The organism is Pseudomonas sp. WPR_5_2, assembly GCF_003634475.1.
GTDB classification, from domain to species: domain Bacteria; phylum Pseudomonadota; class Gammaproteobacteria; order Pseudomonadales; family Pseudomonadaceae; genus Aquipseudomonas; species Aquipseudomonas izuensis.
In genome coordinates, this window is sequence record NZ_RBLA01000007.1 from 64,002 (window position 1) to 79,719 (window position 15,718).

Sequence of the window (15,718 nt, forward strand, 5' to 3'; positions counted from 1 at the left end):
GTCATCACTTGAAGCGATGGACGTTCGACAGCTGCTTGTTGACGCTGAAGTTTTTGCGGTAAATCAGTGCCATCTTGCCGATGACCTGAACCAGATCCGCTTTGCCGACCTTGCACAGTTCTGCAATGGACGCCAGGCGCGATTCGCGATCCAGGATGTTGAGCTTGATCTTGATCAGCTCGTGATCCGCCAAAGCGCGTTCAAGTTCGGCTAGCACACCTTCAGTCAAACCGTTGTCAGCCACAATCAAAACCGGTTTCAGATGGTGGCCAATGGATTTGTACTGTTTCTTCTGCTCTTGAGTGAGCGGCATAATCTGACCCTTTCGTCTGGATTCTGTAAAATGGCGGCCATTTTACCCGAGGGTTCGTGGATCCGCCCAACTAATCACGACCCTTATTATCGAGGTGCCCAATGGCGCGTTCCAAGACAAGCCTTGGTTGGCTGAAAAGACATGTCAATGATCCCTATGTGAAGCAGGCACAGAAGGATGGCTACCGCTCGCGTGCGAGTTACAAGCTTCTGGAGGTACAGGAGAAATACAAGCTGATCCGTCCGGGTATGACCGTTGTCGACCTGGGGGCGGCGCCCGGTGGCTGGTCGCAGGTCACTAGCCGTCTGATCGGTGGTCAGGGGCGTCTGATCGCCTCGGACATCCTGGAAATGGACAGCATTCCGGACGTGACTTTCATCCAGGGTGACTTCACCCAGGACGAAGTGCTCGCCCGGATCCTGGAGGCCGTGGGTAATTCGCAGGTGGACCTTGTGATTTCCGATATGGCCCCCAATATGAGTGGTACGCCTGCCGTAGATATGCCAAAAGCCATGTTTCTTTGCGAGCTGGCTCTTGATCTGGCTGCTCGGATACTCAAGCCGGGTGGTAATTTCGTGATCAAGGTTTTTCAGGGTGAAGGGTTTGATGCTTACGTGAAGGACGCTCGTCAGAAATTCGACAAGGTCCAGATGATCAAGCCGGACTCTTCCCGTGGCAGTTCCCGCGAGCAATACATGCTGGCTTGGGGCTACCGCGGCCGGAGTGAATAAAGCGGGTTTTTTTTGCGGGGCGATAGGTTTTTCGTATTTCGCCTTGTGGGAATTAGCGAATATTGTGTAGGAAGTGTTTCACAAAGGGTTACAGACGGCGCCTGCCAAGTTGTAGGTAATGTAGTAAGTTAGGCCGGTGAATATCATGCGAAGCGCGCGCCATTAGCGGAGCTTGCTTCAGAGGGTAGTTAATTGAACGATATGGCAAAGAATCTGATCCTGTGGTTGATCATCGCGGCTGTCCTGGTGACGGTGATGAACAACTTCTCCAGCCCTAACGAGCCGCAGACCCTCAACTATTCCGACTTCATCCAGCAGGTCAAGGATGGCAAGGTCGAGCGCGTGGCGGTTGATGGCTACGTGATTACCGGCAAGCGCAACGATGGCGACAGTTTCAAGACCATTCGTCCGGCAATTCAGGACAATGGCCTGATTGGCGATCTGGTGGATAACCACGTCGTGGTCGAAGGCAAGCAGCCTGAACAGCAAAGCATCTGGACTCAACTCCTGGTCGCGAGCTTCCCGATCCTGGTGATCATTGCCGTGTTCATGTTCTTCATGCGGCAAATGCAGGGCGGTGCCGGTGGCAAGGGCGGGCCGATGAGCTTCGGCAAGAGCAAGGCGCGCCTGCTCTCCGAAGATCAGGTCAAGACTACTTTGGCTGACGTTGCCGGTTGCGACGAAGCCAAGGAAGAGGTTGGTGAGCTTGTCGAGTTCCTGCGTGATCCGGGCAAGTTCCAGCGCCTGGGCGGTCGCATTCCTCGCGGCGTGCTGATGGTGGGGCCACCGGGTACCGGTAAGACCTTGCTGGCCAAGGCCATTGCCGGCGAAGCCAAAGTGCCGTTCTTCACCATTTCCGGTTCCGACTTCGTTGAAATGTTCGTCGGTGTCGGGGCCAGCCGTGTTCGCGATATGTTTGAACAGGCGAAGAAGCACGCGCCATGCATTATCTTCATCGATGAAATCGACGCCGTTGGTCGCCACCGTGGCGCCGGCATGGGCGGCGGTCACGACGAGCGCGAACAGACTCTCAACCAGTTGCTGGTGGAGATGGACGGCTTCGAAATGAATGACGGCATCATCGTGATCGCTGCGACCAACCGTCCTGACGTACTGGACCCTGCGCTCCTGCGTCCGGGTCGTTTCGACCGTCAGGTTGTGGTCGGTCTGCCGGACATCCGTGGTCGTGAACAGATTCTCAAGGTCCACATGCGCAAAGTGCCAATGGGTGACGACGTCGCTCCGGCAGTGATCGCTCGTGGTACTCCTGGCTTCTCCGGTGCTGACCTGGCCAACCTGGTGAACGAGGCGTCGTTGTTCGCCGCCCGTGCCGGCAAGCGCATCGTTGAAATGAAAGAGTTCGAATTGGCCAAGGACAAGATCATGATGGGCGCCGAGCGCAAATCCATGGTCATGTCCGAGAAAGAAAAGCAAAACACTGCTTACCACGAGGCGGGGCACGCTATCGTCGGTCGGGTCGTACCTGAACATGATCCGGTGTACAAAGTATCGATCATCCCGCGCGGCCGGGCATTGGGCGTGACCATGTTCCTGCCGGAAGAAGATCGCTACAGCCTGTCCAAGCGTGCGTTGATCAGCCAGATCTGTTCGCTGTACGGTGGCCGTATCGCCGAAGAGATGACCTTGGGCTTCGACGGTGTCACCACCGGTGCGTCCAACGACATCATGCGTGCCAGCCAGATTGCCCGGAACATGGTGACCAAGTGGGGTCTTTCGGAGAAGCTCGGTCCGTTGATGTACGCCGAAGAAGAGGGCGAAGTGTTCCTCGGTCGCGGCGGCGGTGGTCAGAATGCAAGTTTCTCGGGTGAGACGGCGAAGCTGATCGACTCCGAGGTGCGCAGCATCATTGATCAGTGCTACGGCACGGCGAAGCAGATCCTCACGGACAACCGTGACAAGCTCGACGCCATGGCTGATGCGCTGATGAAGTACGAGACGATTGACGCCGAGCAGATTGACGACATCATGGCGGGGCGCACTCCTCGTGAACCTCGCGACTGGTCGGGTGGTGCCGGTACTTCTGGAACGCCTCCGGCGGTACAGGATGAGCGTCCACAAACACCTATCGGCGGCCCGGCTGCTGACGTTTAAGGTTTGAAATGACTTCTGTTCAGTCCTCGACCCGGTTGCCTTGTGGCAATCGGGTTCTTGATTTGGCCCAGACGCATGTCATGGGTATTCTCAATGTCACTCCCGATTCTTTCTCCGATGGCGGTCAGTACAGCCAGCTCGATGCGGCCTTGCGCCACGCCGAAGCCATGGTGGTGGCTGGAGCGACGCTGATCGATGTCGGGGGTGAGTCGACGCGTCCGGGCGCCAGGGCGGTTTCGCCCCTGGAAGAGCTTGAGCGCGTTGCTCCGATCGTCGAGCGAATCCATCGCGAGCTTGATGTGATCATATCGGTCGATACCTCCACGCCAGCCGTCATGCGCGAAACCGCGCGTCTGGGGGCCGGGTTGATCAACGATGTTCGTTCGTTGCGTCGCGATGGCGCGCTGGATGCTGCGGCAGCCACGGGGTTGCCGGTCTGTCTGATGCATATGCTCGGTGAGCCGGGTGACATGCAGGATGACCCGCAATATCAGGACGTTACGAAAGAGGTGGGCGAGTTTCTTGCCGGACGCATGGCTGAATGCGCCTTGGTGGGGATTCCGGCTGAACGAATCATTCTTGATCCAGGTTTCGGTTTCGCAAAAACCTTGCAGCACAATCTAAGCTTGTTTAAGCATATGGAGGCTCTGCATGCCTTGGGGCGGCCCCTATTGGTCGGGGTTTCGCGCAAGAGCATGATAGGTCAGGCACTGAATCGCCCTGTGGATGAGCGCCTGTATGGTGGGCTCGCCCTCGCGGCGCTGGCTTCGCAAAAGGGTGCGCGCATATTGCGCGTTCATGATGTAGCCGAAACAGTCGATGTGGTGAAGATGATCGCCGCAGTGGATTCAGCCGAATAAGAATGATGGAGCACTTATGACTAGAAAATATTTTGGTACTGACGGCATTCGTGGTCGAGTCGGCGAATACCCGATTACTCCTGACTTCATGCTCAGGCTCGGCTGGGCTGCGGGTATGGCGTTCCGCAAGATGGGTGCCTGCAAGGTGCTGGTCGGCAAGGACACCCGGATTTCCGGGTATATGTTTGAGTCGGCGCTTGAAGCCGGTCTGACATCGGCGGGTGCTGATGTGATGCTGCTCGGCCCCATGCCGACGCCGGCTATTGCCTATCTGTCGCGTACGTTCCAGGCTGAGGCCGGTATTGTGATCAGCGCCTCGCACAACCCGCATGATGATAACGGCATCAAGTTTTTCTCTGGCAAGGGCACCAAGCTGCCGGATGAGCTGGAGCTGATGATCGAAGAGCTGCTGGACACGCCGATGACCGTGGTCGAGTCGAGCAAAATCGGCAAGGTCTCGCGAATCAACGACGCGTCCGGCCGTTATATCGAGTTCTGCAAGAGCAGCGTGCCGACCGGTACCAATTTCTCTGGTCTGAAGATCGTTCTCGACTGTGCCCATGGTGCGACCTACAAAGTCGCACCTAGCGTGTTCCGTGAGCTGGGCGCCGAAGTCGTGGTCATGTCCGCCCAGCCTAACGGTTTGAACATTAACGAGAACTGTGGCTCGACCCACATGGGGCAGTTGCAGGCGGCCGTGCTGGCTGAACACGCTGATATGGGTATCGCTTTCGATGGCGATGGTGACCGCGTACTGATGGTCGATCATACCGGTGCAATCGTTGATGGTGATGACCTGCTGTTTATCATTGCCCGCGATCTCCATGAGCACGGCAAGCTGCAAGGCGGCGTGGTCGGTACGTTGATGAGTAACCTGGGTCTTGAGTTGGCGTTGAAGGACCTTGCGATTCCATTTGTGCGGGCCAACGTCGGCGACCGTTATGTAATGGCGGATCTGATCGAACGCAACTGGTTGGTAGGTGGTGAGAATTCGGGGCATATCGTTTGCTTCCATCACACTACCACCGGTGATGCGATCATTGCGGCTTTGCAGGTTCTGATGGCGCTGAAGACGCGTTCCGAAGGGCTGGCTCAGGCCCGCCAGGCGCTGCGTAAGTGCCCTCAGGTGCTGATCAATGTGCGCTTCGGTGGCGGTGCAAATCCTCTCGAGCATGCGTCGGTCAAGGAGGCCAGTGAGCGTGTGACCAAGGCCATGGAGGGTCGCGGGCGTGTGCTGTTGCGCAAGTCCGGCACAGAACCGCTGGTGCGTGTGATGGTCGAAGGTGAAGACGAAAAGCAGGTTCGCGCTTATGCCGAAGAGCTGGCAAAACTGGTTACTGAAGTTTCTGCCTGAATTCGGCTTGCCAGCCATGATTGTGTTGGGTAACATCTGCGCCCACTTTGACCGACGAGGTACAGCATGCGTCGCCCTATGGTAGCTGGTAACTGGAAGATGCACGGTACCCGCGCCAGCGTCGCTGAGCTGATCGATGGCCTTCGAGAGTTGGCCTTGCCGAGCGGTGTTGATGTAGCGGTATTCCCATCTTTTCTGCATGTCAATCAAGTGATTGATGGCGTGAAAGGAAAGTCGATTTCGGTCGGCGCGCAGAATTCTGCGGTGGAATCCGGGCAAGGTGCGTTGACCGGTGAGATCGCGCCGAGTCAGTTGGTGGATGCAGGTTGTTCCCTGGTGCTTGTCGGGCACTCCGAGCGCCGCCAGATTATGGGCGAGCAGGACGGAATGTTGATCCGCAAGTTCGCAGCGGCACAGGCGTGCGGCTTGATTCCGGTGCTGTGCATAGGGGAGACCCTTGAGCAACGCGAAGCCGGGAAGACACTTGAGGTTGTCGGGCGTCAGCTGGATAGCGTCATCGAGGCATTGGGTGTCGATGTTTTTGCAAATGCAGTAATTGCTTACGAGCCGGTCTGGGCCATTGGCACCGGGCTGACTGCTTCGCCGCAACAGGCGCAGGATGTGCACGCAGCCATTCGCGCTCAGTTGGCGGGAAAAAATTCTGAAGTCGCACAAGGTGTGCGGCTTCTATACGGCGGCAGCGTGAAGGCGGCCAATGCGGTCGAACTGTTCGGCATGCCGGATATCGATGGGGGCCTCATTGGCGGGGCTTCCCTGAATGCAGATGAGTTCGGTGCGATTTGTCGCGCCGCGGGAAACTGAAAAAATGCTGGAAACAGTCGTAGTCGTTTTTCATCTGCTGGGTGCGTTGGGCGTAGTTGCTCTGGTATTGCTGCAGCAGGGTAAGGGTGCGGATGCTGGCGCGTCTTTCGGAGCAGGTGCTTCAAATACTGTGTTCGGAAGCCAAGGTTCCTCTACCTTTCTTAGTAAGTTTACTGCTATACTTGCCGCAGGTTTTTTTATAACCAGCTTGGGGTTAGGTTACTTTGCTAAAGAGAAGGCTCATCAGCTGACTCAAGTAGGTCTCCCAAACCCAGCGGTGTTGGAAGTTCCAAAGCAACAACCGGCTTCTGATGATGTCCCGGTGCTTCAAGAGCAAAAGTCGGCTACTCCAGCGACTGACGTGCCTCCAGCTCAAGAGCAGAAGTAAGAAGGGTTTCAAACGTAGTATTGCCGAGGTGGTGGAATTGGTAGACACGCAACCTTGAGGTGGTTGTGCCCATAGGGTGTAGGGGTTCGAGTCCCCTTCTCGGTACCAATTAGTCAGGAGAGCCCGCTGTTGCGGGCTTTCTTGCAGGTGGAAGGTTACATTGACCCTGTTAGGGATCGGTCGTATACTTCCGCCCCAGCTTTGTCGCGGGGTGGAGCAGTCTGGTAGCTCGTCGGGCTCATAACCCGAAGGTCGTCGGTTCAAATCCGGCCCCCGCAACCAGTTTAAGGAGCCCCTTTTAAGGGGCTTTTTGTTAGCTGGACACTTTCAACGCCGCTGTTCGACGGCGTTTCAAGGATGGGCGCTTCGCCCATTTTTTTATTTTGCATAGCATGCACATACATGCACTAGGGGGTTCAGGTGTCGAGCAAGCTAGAAGAGTTGCAGGCCTTGCTGGCCCCGGTGGTCGTGGCCCTAGGCTATGAATGCTGGGGTATTGAGTTTTCGGCTCAAGGTCGTCACTCAATGTTGCGCGTTTATATCGATAAAGAGGGCGGTGTACTGGTGGACGATTGCGCCATCGTAAGCCGTCAGATCAGCGGCGTCCTGGATGTTGAAGATCCAATCTCCGTTGAATACACCCTTGAAGTTTCCTCGCCTGGCATGGAACGCCCGCTGTTCACTCTTGAGCAGTTTGCAAAATTTGCCGGTGAACAAGTGAAGATCAAGCTGCGCTCGCCTTTTGAAGGACGACGCAACTTTCAGGGCCTTCTGCGCGGTGTAGAAGAGCAGGATGTCGTGGTGCAGGTAGATGACCATGAATTCCTGTTGCCGATCGATATGATCGACAAGGCCAACATTATTCCCAGTTTTGACTGAGACGCGGATCCCGCGGATCCAATGGCTTGCGAAAGGCGAGGCGTACGATGAGCAAAGAAGTACTGCTGGTTGTTGAGTCGGTATCCAATGAAAAGGGTGTACCGGCAAGCGTGATTTTTGAAGCGTTGGAGCTGGCTCTGGCCACTGCTACCAAAAAGCGCTTCGAGGACGAAGTTGATCTGCGTGTGGAAATCAATCGCCACACTGGTGCCTACGAGACTTTCCGTCGCTGGACGGTCGTCGAAGAGGCAGACCTGGACGATCCAGCCATCGAAACCTGGCCGAGCAAGGTCGCGGAAACGCACCCTGGCGCCAAGGTCGGCGACGTCGTTGAAGAAAAAATCGAGTCCATCGAGTTCGGTCGTATCGCGGCACAGACTGCCAAGCAAGTCATTGTGCAGAAAGTTCGTGAAGCCGAGCGCGCTCAGGTTGTTGACGCTTACCGCGAGCGCCTGGGTGAAATCATCTCCGGCACCGTGAAGAAAGTGACCCGCGACAACGTGATCGTTGATCTGGGTAACAACGCCGAAGCGTTGCTGGCTCGTGAAGACATCATTTCTCGCGAAACCTTCCGGGTTGGCGTGCGCCTGCGTGCACTGCTCAAGGAAATCCGCACCGAGAACCGCGGCCCGCAGTTGATCCTGTCGCGTACCGCGCCGGAAATGCTGATCGAGTTGTTCCGCATCGAAGTGCCGGAAATCGCTGAAGGCCTGATCGAAGTCATGGCTGCGTCCCGTGACCCGGGTTCGCGCGCCAAGATCGCCGTTCGCTCCAAGGACAAACGCATCGACCCGCAGGGCGCTTGCATCGGTATGCGCGGCTCGCGCGTCCAGGCAGTGTCTGGTGAGTTGGGTGGTGAGCGTGTCGATATCGTCCTGTGGGACGACAATCCGGCTCAGTTCGTGATCAACGCCATGTCCCCGGCCGAGGTTGCGGCAATTATCGTTGACGAAGATGCCCATGCCATGGACATCGCCGTCGGCGCAGACAATCTGGCTCAGGCCATCGGTCGCGGTGGTCAGAACGTGCGTCTGGCCAGCCAGTTGACTGGCTGGACCCTGAACGTGATGACCGAATCGGACATCCAGGCTAAGCAGCAAGCAGAAACCGGCGACATCCTGCGCAACTTCATCGACGAGCTGGAAGTCGACGAAGAGCTGGCGCAGGTGCTGGTTGATGAAGGCTTCACCAGCCTGGAAGAGATTGCCTACGTACCGTTGGAAGAAATGCTCAACATCGACGGCTTTGACGAAGATATCGTCAACGAGCTTCGCGCTCGTGCCAAGGATCGTTTGTTGACCAAAGCCATCGCTACTGAGGAAAAGCTGGCAGACGCCCATCCGGCCGAAGACCTGCTCTCGCTTGAGGGTATGGACAAGGATTTGGCGATGGAACTGGCGGTGCGCGGCGTAATTACCCGCGAAGACCTGGCCGAGCAGTCTATTGACGATCTGCTCGACATCGACGGCATTGACGATGATCGTGCCGGCAAGTTGATCATGGCCGCCCGAGCCCACTGGTTCGAGTAATTAGGCGCGGCCTGAGGAGAGAAGTGCATGACGCAAGTCACGGTGAAACAACTGGCCGATGAGGTCAAAACACCGGTAGAGCGCCTGTTGCAGCAGATGCGTGAGGCAGGTCTGCCGCACACCGCCGCCGAAGAAAGTGTGACTGACAGTGAGAAGCAATCCTTGCTGACTCACTTGAAAAGCAGCCACAAGGCGAAAGTGGAAGAACCACGCAAGATCACGCTGCAGCGTAAAACCACCAGCACCCTGCGGGTTGCTGGCAGCAAAAGCATCAGTGTTGAAGTACGCAAGAAGAAAGTCTTCGTACAGCGCAGCCCGGAAGAAATCGAAGCCGAGCGCAAGCGTGAACTGGAAGAGCGTCGCGCAGTAGAAAATGCTGCTCGTCAGAAGGCTGAAGAAGAAGCCAAGCGTCGCGCCGAAGAAGAAGCGCGTCGCCAGCCTGCTGCTGCGCCGACCGCTCCGGCCGAACCTGTTGCCGCACCTGTTGCAGTGGCCGAGCCTGTGCGTGAAAGCGCGCCGGTCGTGGCTGTCGCACCGGTTGCCGATACCCGCAAGCGTGACGAACCACGCCGTCCGGACAAACCACGTGCCGACGATAACAATCGTCGTGGTGGTGGCGATGGCGAGCGCAAAAACGCTCCGCATCGTGCTTCGGTCAAGGAAAAAGCGCCGGCTCCACGCGTTGCCCCACGTACTACCGACGAAGAAAGCGATGGCTTCCGTCGTGGTGGTCGCGGCAAGGCCAAGCTGAAGAAGCGCAACGCCCACGGTTTCCAGAGCCCAACCGGCCCTGTCGTGCGCGAAGTGAAGATCGGCGAGACCATCACTGTGGGCGATCTGGCCCAGCAGATGTCGGTCAAGGCTGCTGAAATCATCAAGTTCATGTTCAAACTGGGTACTCCAGCGACCATCAACCAGGTACTGGATCAGGAAACTGCCCAACTGGTTGCTGAAGAACTGGGCCACAAAGTGACCCTGGTCAGCGACACCGCCCTGGAAGATTCCCTGGCCGAGTCCCTGAAGTTTGAAGGCGAGGCCGTTGCCCGTGCGCCGGTCGTGACCGTAATGGGCCACGTTGACCACGGTAAGACTTCCCTGCTCGACTACATCCGTCGTGCCAAGGTAGCGGCTGGCGAAGCCGGCGGCATTACCCAGCACATCGGTGCATACCACGTTGAAACCGACCGTGGCATGGTGACGTTCCTCGACACCCCTGGCCACGCCGCGTTTACCGCCATGCGTGCCCGTGGTGCCAAGGCGACCGACATCGTGATCCTGGTGGTTGCAGCGGACGACGGCGTAATGCCGCAAACCATCGAAGCTGTTCAGCACGCTCAGGCTGCTGGCGTGCCGCTGGTGGTTGCTGTGAACAAGATCGACAAGCCGGGCGCCGATCTCGATCGCATCCGTAGCGAACTGTCGGTACACGGCGTGACGTCGGAAGAGTGGGGCGGTGACACTCCATTCGTACCGGTTTCGGCGAAGATGGGTACCGGTGTCGACGAATTGCTCGAAGCCGTATTGCTGCAAGCCGAGGTTCTGGAACTGACCGCTACCCCATCGGCTCCTGGCCGTGGTGTTGTCGTCGAATCCCGTCTGGACAAGGGCCGCGGCCCGGTGGCTACCGTTCTGGTTCAAGACGGTACTCTGCGCCAGGGCGACATGGTCCTGGTCGGTTCGAACTACGGTCGCGTTCGCGCCATGCTCGACGAGAACGGCAAAGCCATTAAGGAAGCCGGTCCAGCCATCCCTGTCGAGATCCTCGGCCTGGACGGTACTCCGGACGCTGGCGACGAGATGAGCGTTGTGGCCGACGAGAAGAAAGCCCGTGAAGTGGCTCTGTTCCGTCAAGGCAAGTTCCGCGAAGTCAAACTGGCTCGTGCTCACGCAGGCAAGCTGGAAAACATCTTCGAAAGCATGGGCCAGGAAGAGAAGAAGACGCTCAACATCGTCCTCAAATCCGACGTCCGTGGTTCGCTGGAAGCGTTGAACGGTGCCTTGAACGGCCTGGGTAACGACGAAGTGCAAGTGCGTGTTGTCGGTGGCGGTGTCGGTGGTATCACCGAGTCCGACGCCAACCTGGCACTGGCCTCCAACGCTGTACTGTTCGGCTTCAACGTGCGTGCCGATGCCGGCGCTCGCAAGATTGTCGAGCAGGAAGGCCTGGATATGCGTTACTACAACGTGATCTACGACATCATCGAAGACGTCAAGAAAGCGTTGACCGGTATGCTCGGCAGCGATGTTCGCGAGAACATCCTGGGTATCGCCGAAGTGCGTGACGTGTTCCGTTCGCCTAAGTTTGGCGCGATCGCCGGTTGCATGGTTATCGAAGGTGTTGTGCACCGTAACCGTCCAATCCGTGTACTGCGTGAAGACATCGTTATCTTCGAAGGCGAGCTGGAATCCCTGCGCCGCTTCAAGGATGACGCTTCCGAAGTGCGTGCCGGCATGGAATGCGGTATCGGCGTGAAGAGCTACAACGACGTCAAAGTCGGTGACAAGATCGAAGTCTTCGAGAAGGTGCAGGTTGCTCGCAGCCTCTAATTCGCGTACTTCAAGGGCCACGATGAGCCGCTGCATGCAGATGCGCGGCACAGCGTCAGGACTCTAAACGCAACGCCCGGTCTGGCTTTTGTCAGGCCGGGCGTTTGCCGCTTTCAGACCCTTCGGGTTTCACCGTGGGGCAGTAACAGGTAACAAGACATGGCAAAAGAATACAGCCGTACCCAACGTATCGGCGATCAGATGCAGCGTGAGCTGGCACAGCTGATCCGTCGTGAAGTCAAAGACCCGCGCGTCGGCCTGGTCACCATTACCGCAGTGGAAGTCAGCCGTGACGTCGGTCACGCCAAGATTTTCATTACCGTGATGGGGCAGGACAACGCCGAAGATATCGCGCAAAGCATCAAGGTGCTCAATTCCGCCGCCGGCTTCCTGCGCATGCAGTTGGCTCGCGAGATGAAGCTGCGTAGCGTCCCGCAGTTGCACTTCCACTACGACGAAAGCGTCGTGCGCGGTGCGCATCTGTCGGCACTGATCGAGCGCGCAGTAGCGGAAGACAATCAGCATCCGGTTGCGGCAGAAGCCGAAGACACCAAGGAGTAATCGGTGGCTCAGGTCAAACGTATCCGTCGTAACGTCAGCGGTATCATCCTGCTCGACAAGCCGCTTGGGTTCACCTCCAACGCGGCCTTGCAAAAGGTCCGCTGGCTGCTGAACGCCGAGAAGGCTGGACATACCGGCAGTCTCGATCCGCTGGCCACCGGTGTGTTGCCGTTGTGCTTCGGTGAAGCCACCAAGTTTTCGCAATACCTGCTCGATTCCGACAAGGGTTACGAAACCCTGGCTCAACTGGGCAAAACCACCACCACGGCGGATGCCGAGGGCGAAGTTTTGCAGGAGCGCCCGGTGACCGTTGGTCGCGCCGATATCGAGGCTGTACTGCCGAATTTTCGTGGGCAAATCAATCAGATACCGCCGATGTACTCTGCCCTCAAGCGTGATGGCCAGCCGCTGTACAAGTTGGCTCGCGCAGGCGAAGTAGTGGAGCGCGAACCGCGTTCTGTTACTATTACGCGCTTGGAATTGCTGGCCTTCGAAGGTGATACTGCGCGGCTTGCGGTGGATTGCAGCAAAGGCACCTATATCCGCACGCTGGTGGAGGATATCGGTGAGCAACTCGGTTGTGGCGCTTATGTCGCGGAACTGCGACGTACCCAGGCCGGGCCTTTCACGCTGGCGCAGACCGTCACCCTGGAAGAGCTGGAAGCGGTACATGCCGAAGGTGGCAATGAAGCGGTCGATCGCTTCCTGATGCCATCGGACAGCGGCCTGCTGGATTGGCCGCTGCTGCAGTTCTCGGAAGCGAGCGCGTTCTACTGGCTCAACGGCCAGCCGGTACGCGCCCCGGATGCACCGAAGTTCGGCATGGTACGGGTACAGGATCACAATGGTCGCTTCATCGGTATCGGTGAAGTGAGCGAAGACGGGCGTATCGCGCCACGTCGACTGATTCGGTCAGAATGACCGAACGAGGGTGGCTGTTAACAGGCACGGTCACTACTCATTTTTAGATACGGGGATTTGTCCCTGGCCTGTTGAAGCTGTTTCTTTGAAACAGTTTCCTGATAAAAGGATTGCCTCATGGCTCTCAGCGTTGAAGAAAAAGCTCAAATCGTTACCGACTACCAGCAAGCTGTTGGTGATACTGGTTCGCCAGAAGTGCAAGTTGCACTGCTGACCGCCAACATCAACAAACTGCAAGGTCACTTCAAGGCCAACGGTAAAGATCACCACTCCCGTCGTGGTCTGATCCGCATGGTTAACCAGCGTCGTAAGCTGCTGGACTACCTGAAAGGCAAAGACGTGAGCCGTTACAGCGCTCTGATCGGTCGCCTGGGTCTGCGTCGCTAATAAGCGATTGCGCTAGAGGTTGGTTGTCTGTCGTGCGTCAGCGGGTTTCCCGCCGGCGCATGGCAGGCTCCCAGCCTCAAGTTTTATCTGGCTTTCTGCTTTACCTGAGTGACACCTGGACAAACCGACCGGGCCGATTCCCGGCATTGCCCAAGAATTTCGCAAGAAACCCGTTTCCCCAAGAGCCACAAAAGAAGGTAGGACACCGTGAACCCGGTAATCAAAAAATTCCAGTTCGGTCAGTCGACCGTTACCCTCGAGACTGGCCGTATCGCCCGTCAGGCCTCCGGCGCAGTATTGGTCACCGTTGACGACGACGTCAGCGTATTGGTGACCGTAGTCGGTGCCAAACAAGCCGATCCGGGCAAGGGTTTCTTCCCTCTGTCTGTTCACTACCAGGAAAAGACTTACGCTGCCGGTAAGATCCCTGGCGGTTTCTTCAAGCGTGAAGGCCGTCCTTCCGAGAAAGAAACCCTGACTTCCCGACTGATCGACCGTCCGATCCGTCCGCTGTTCCCTGAAGGCTTCATGAACGAAGTGCAGGTTGTCTGCACCGTCGTTTCCACCAGCAAGAAGACCGATCCGGACATCGCTGCGATGATCGGTACCTCGGCTGCCCTGGCCATCTCCGGCATTCCTTTCGATGGTCCGATCGGCGCTGCCCGCGTTGCCTTCCACGAAAGCACCGGCTACCTGCTGAACCCGACTTATGAGCAACTGGCTGCTTCGAGCCTGGACATGGTCGTTGCCGGTACTTCGGAAGCCGTTTTGATGGTTGAATCGGAAGCCAAAGAGCTGACCGAAGACCAGATGCTGGGCGCCGTACTGTTCGCTCACGACGAGTTCCAGGCTGTTATCCAGGCCGTCAAAGAGCTGGCCGCCGAAGCTGCAAAACCAACCTGGACCTGGGCTCCGCAAGCCGAAGCCACCGAACTGCTGGGCGCTATCCGCTCCGAGTTCGGCGAAGCGATCTCCCAGGCCTACACCATCACCGTCAAGGCCGACCGTTACGCTCGCCTGGGCGAGTTGAAGGATCAGGTCGTTGCCAAGCTGTCCGGTGAAGAAGGCCAGCCTTCCGCCAGCGACGTTAAAGCGGCTTTCGGTGAAATCGAATACCGCACCGTTCGCGAAAACATCGTTAACGGCAAGCCACGTATCGACGGTCGCGACACCCGCACCGTACGTCCGCTGAACATCGAAGTCGGCGTTCTGCCGAAGACCCACGGTTCGGCACTGTTCACCCGTGGTGAAACCCAGGCTCTGGTAGTCGCGACTCTCGGCACCGCCCGTGACGCACAGCTGCTGGACACCCTGGAAGGCGAGAAAAAAGACCCGTTCATGCTGCACTACAACTTCCCTCCGTTCTCGGTGGGCGAGTGTGGTCGCATGGGTGGCGCTGGTCGCCGCGAAATCGGTCACGGCCGTCTGGCCCGTCGTTCGGTTCAGGCCATGCTGCCGGCCGCTGACGTGTTCCCGTACACCATTCGCGTTGTATCGGAAATCACCGAATCCAACGGTTCGAGCTCCATGGCTTCCGTTTGCGGTGCTTCCCTGGCGCTGATGGACGCTGGTGTGCCAATGAAGGCACCGGTTGCCGGTATCGCCATGGGCCTGGTTAAAGAAGGCGAGAAATTCGCTGTCCTGACCGACATCCTGGGCGACGAAGACCACCTGGGCGACATGGACTTCAAGGTAGCCGGTACCGCCAAGGGTGTGACCGCGCTGCAGATGGACATCAAGATCAAGGGCATCACCGAAGAAATCATGGAAATCGCTCTGGGCCAAGCCCTGGAAGCGCGCCTGAACATCCTCGGTCAGATGAACCAGATCATTGGCCAGTCGCGTACCGAACTGTCGGCCAACGCACCGACCATGATCGCGATGAAAATCGACACCGACAAAATCCGTGATGTCATCGGTAAAGGCGGCGCGACCATTCGTGCGATCTGCGAAGAAACCAAGGCTTCGATCGACATCGAAGACGACGGTTCGATCAAGATCTTCGGCGAAACCAAGGAAGCGGCTGAAGCTGCACGTCAGCGCGTTCTGGGCATCACCGCCGAGGCCGAGATCGGCAAGATCTACGTCGGTAAGGTTGAGCGCATCGTCGACTTCGGCGCATTCGTTAACATCCTGCCTGGCAAGGACGGTCTGGTTCACATCTCGATGCTGAGCGACGCTCGCGTTGAGAAAGTGACCGACATCCTGAAAGAAGGCCAGGAAGTGGAAGTACTGGTACTGGACGTGGACAACCGCGGCCGTATCAAGCTGTCCATCAAAGACGTAGCCGCAGCCAAGGCTTCGGGCGTTTAAT

General features: G+C 57.5%; 14 protein-coding genes and 2 tRNA genes. 15 read left to right on the forward strand and 1 reads right to left on the reverse strand.

Going from position 1 to position 15,718, the window contains the following annotated elements; all coding sequences use genetic code 11:
* Positions 1–4: 4 nt before the first annotated feature.
* Positions 5–313: a YhbY family RNA-binding protein gene (locus BJ917_RS24015; RefSeq protein ID WP_007942889.1), complete on the reverse strand. Its 309-nt coding sequence runs from the start codon at positions 311–313 to the stop codon at positions 5–7.
* A gap of 101 nt (positions 314–414) precedes the next feature.
* On the opposite strand from BJ917_RS24015, the gene rlmE reads away from it, so the two are divergent.
* The 15 genes from rlmE (at position 415) to pnp (ending at position 15,717) form a co-directional block, all read left to right on the forward strand.
* Positions 415–1,044 carry a 23S rRNA (uridine(2552)-2'-O)-methyltransferase RlmE gene (gene rlmE, locus BJ917_RS24020; RefSeq protein ID WP_096513513.1) on the forward strand — a complete coding sequence of 210 codons (630 nt, stop codon included), beginning with the start codon at positions 415–417 and terminating at the stop codon, positions 1,042–1,044.
* A 201-nt stretch (positions 1,045–1,245) separates the two neighbouring features.
* Complete coding sequence (gene ftsH / locus BJ917_RS24025; protein ID WP_096513512.1) at positions 1,246–3,156, forward strand: ATP-dependent zinc metalloprotease FtsH; 1,911 nt, start codon at positions 1,246–1,248, stop codon at positions 3,154–3,156.
* 8 nt (positions 3,157–3,164) lie between these two features.
* The gene (gene folP, locus BJ917_RS24030) at positions 3,165–4,016 is read left to right on the forward strand and encodes a dihydropteroate synthase (RefSeq protein ID WP_121104928.1); all 852 of its coding nucleotides are present in this window, start codon (positions 3,165–3,167) and stop codon (positions 4,014–4,016) included.
* A gap of 16 nt (positions 4,017–4,032) precedes the next feature.
* Positions 4,033–5,370 (forward strand): phosphoglucosamine mutase, encoded by a 1,338-nt coding sequence (gene glmM, locus BJ917_RS24035; protein WP_096513510.1) that lies wholly within the window; start codon positions 4,033–4,035, stop codon positions 5,368–5,370.
* 66 nt (positions 5,371–5,436) lie between these two features.
* On the forward strand, positions 5,437–6,192 hold the full coding sequence (gene tpiA, locus BJ917_RS24040) for a triose-phosphate isomerase (protein WP_121104930.1): 756 nt from the start codon (positions 5,437–5,439) through the stop codon (positions 6,190–6,192).
* A 4-nt stretch (positions 6,193–6,196) separates the two neighbouring features.
* A complete protein-coding gene (gene secG / locus BJ917_RS24045; protein ID WP_017336473.1) occupies positions 6,197–6,580 on the forward strand; it encodes a preprotein translocase subunit SecG in 384 nt (127 codons plus the stop codon).
* A gap of 22 nt (positions 6,581–6,602) precedes the next feature.
* Positions 6,603–6,688: transfer RNA gene (locus BJ917_RS24050), tRNA-Leu, on the forward strand.
* Positions 6,689–6,785: 97 nt separating this feature from the next.
* Positions 6,786–6,862: transfer RNA gene (locus tag BJ917_RS24055), tRNA-Met, on the forward strand.
* 138 nt (positions 6,863–7,000) lie between these two features.
* Positions 7,001–7,459, forward strand: a complete 459-nt coding sequence (rimP, locus tag BJ917_RS24060; protein WP_007915250.1) for a ribosome maturation factor RimP — start codon at positions 7,001–7,003, stop codon at positions 7,457–7,459.
* A 47-nt stretch (positions 7,460–7,506) separates the two neighbouring features.
* Positions 7,507–8,988, forward strand: a complete 1,482-nt coding sequence (gene nusA, locus BJ917_RS24065; protein WP_096513508.1) for a transcription termination factor NusA — start codon at positions 7,507–7,509, stop codon at positions 8,986–8,988.
* 27 nt (positions 8,989–9,015) lie between these two features.
* On the forward strand, positions 9,016–11,535 hold the full coding sequence (gene infB, locus BJ917_RS24070) for a translation initiation factor IF-2 (protein WP_096513507.1): 2,520 nt from the start codon (positions 9,016–9,018) through the stop codon (positions 11,533–11,535).
* Between the two features lie 159 nt (positions 11,536–11,694).
* Positions 11,695–12,096: a 30S ribosome-binding factor RbfA gene (gene rbfA, locus BJ917_RS24075; protein WP_008149016.1), complete on the forward strand. Its 402-nt coding sequence runs from the start codon at positions 11,695–11,697 to the stop codon at positions 12,094–12,096.
* Between the two features lie 3 nt (positions 12,097–12,099).
* Positions 12,100–13,017, forward strand: coding sequence for a tRNA pseudouridine(55) synthase TruB (gene truB, locus BJ917_RS24080; RefSeq protein ID WP_096513506.1), 918 nt, complete (start codon positions 12,100–12,102; stop codon positions 13,015–13,017).
* Positions 13,018–13,134: 117 nt separating this feature from the next.
* Positions 13,135–13,404 carry a 30S ribosomal protein S15 gene (rpsO, locus tag BJ917_RS24085; protein WP_002555121.1) on the forward strand — a complete coding sequence of 90 codons (270 nt, stop codon included), beginning with the start codon at positions 13,135–13,137 and terminating at the stop codon, positions 13,402–13,404.
* A 207-nt stretch (positions 13,405–13,611) separates the two neighbouring features.
* Entirely contained in the window at positions 13,612–15,717 is a 2,106-nt protein-coding gene (gene pnp / locus BJ917_RS24090) for a polyribonucleotide nucleotidyltransferase (protein WP_121104932.1), read from the forward strand.
* Position 15,718: the final 1 nt, after the last annotated feature.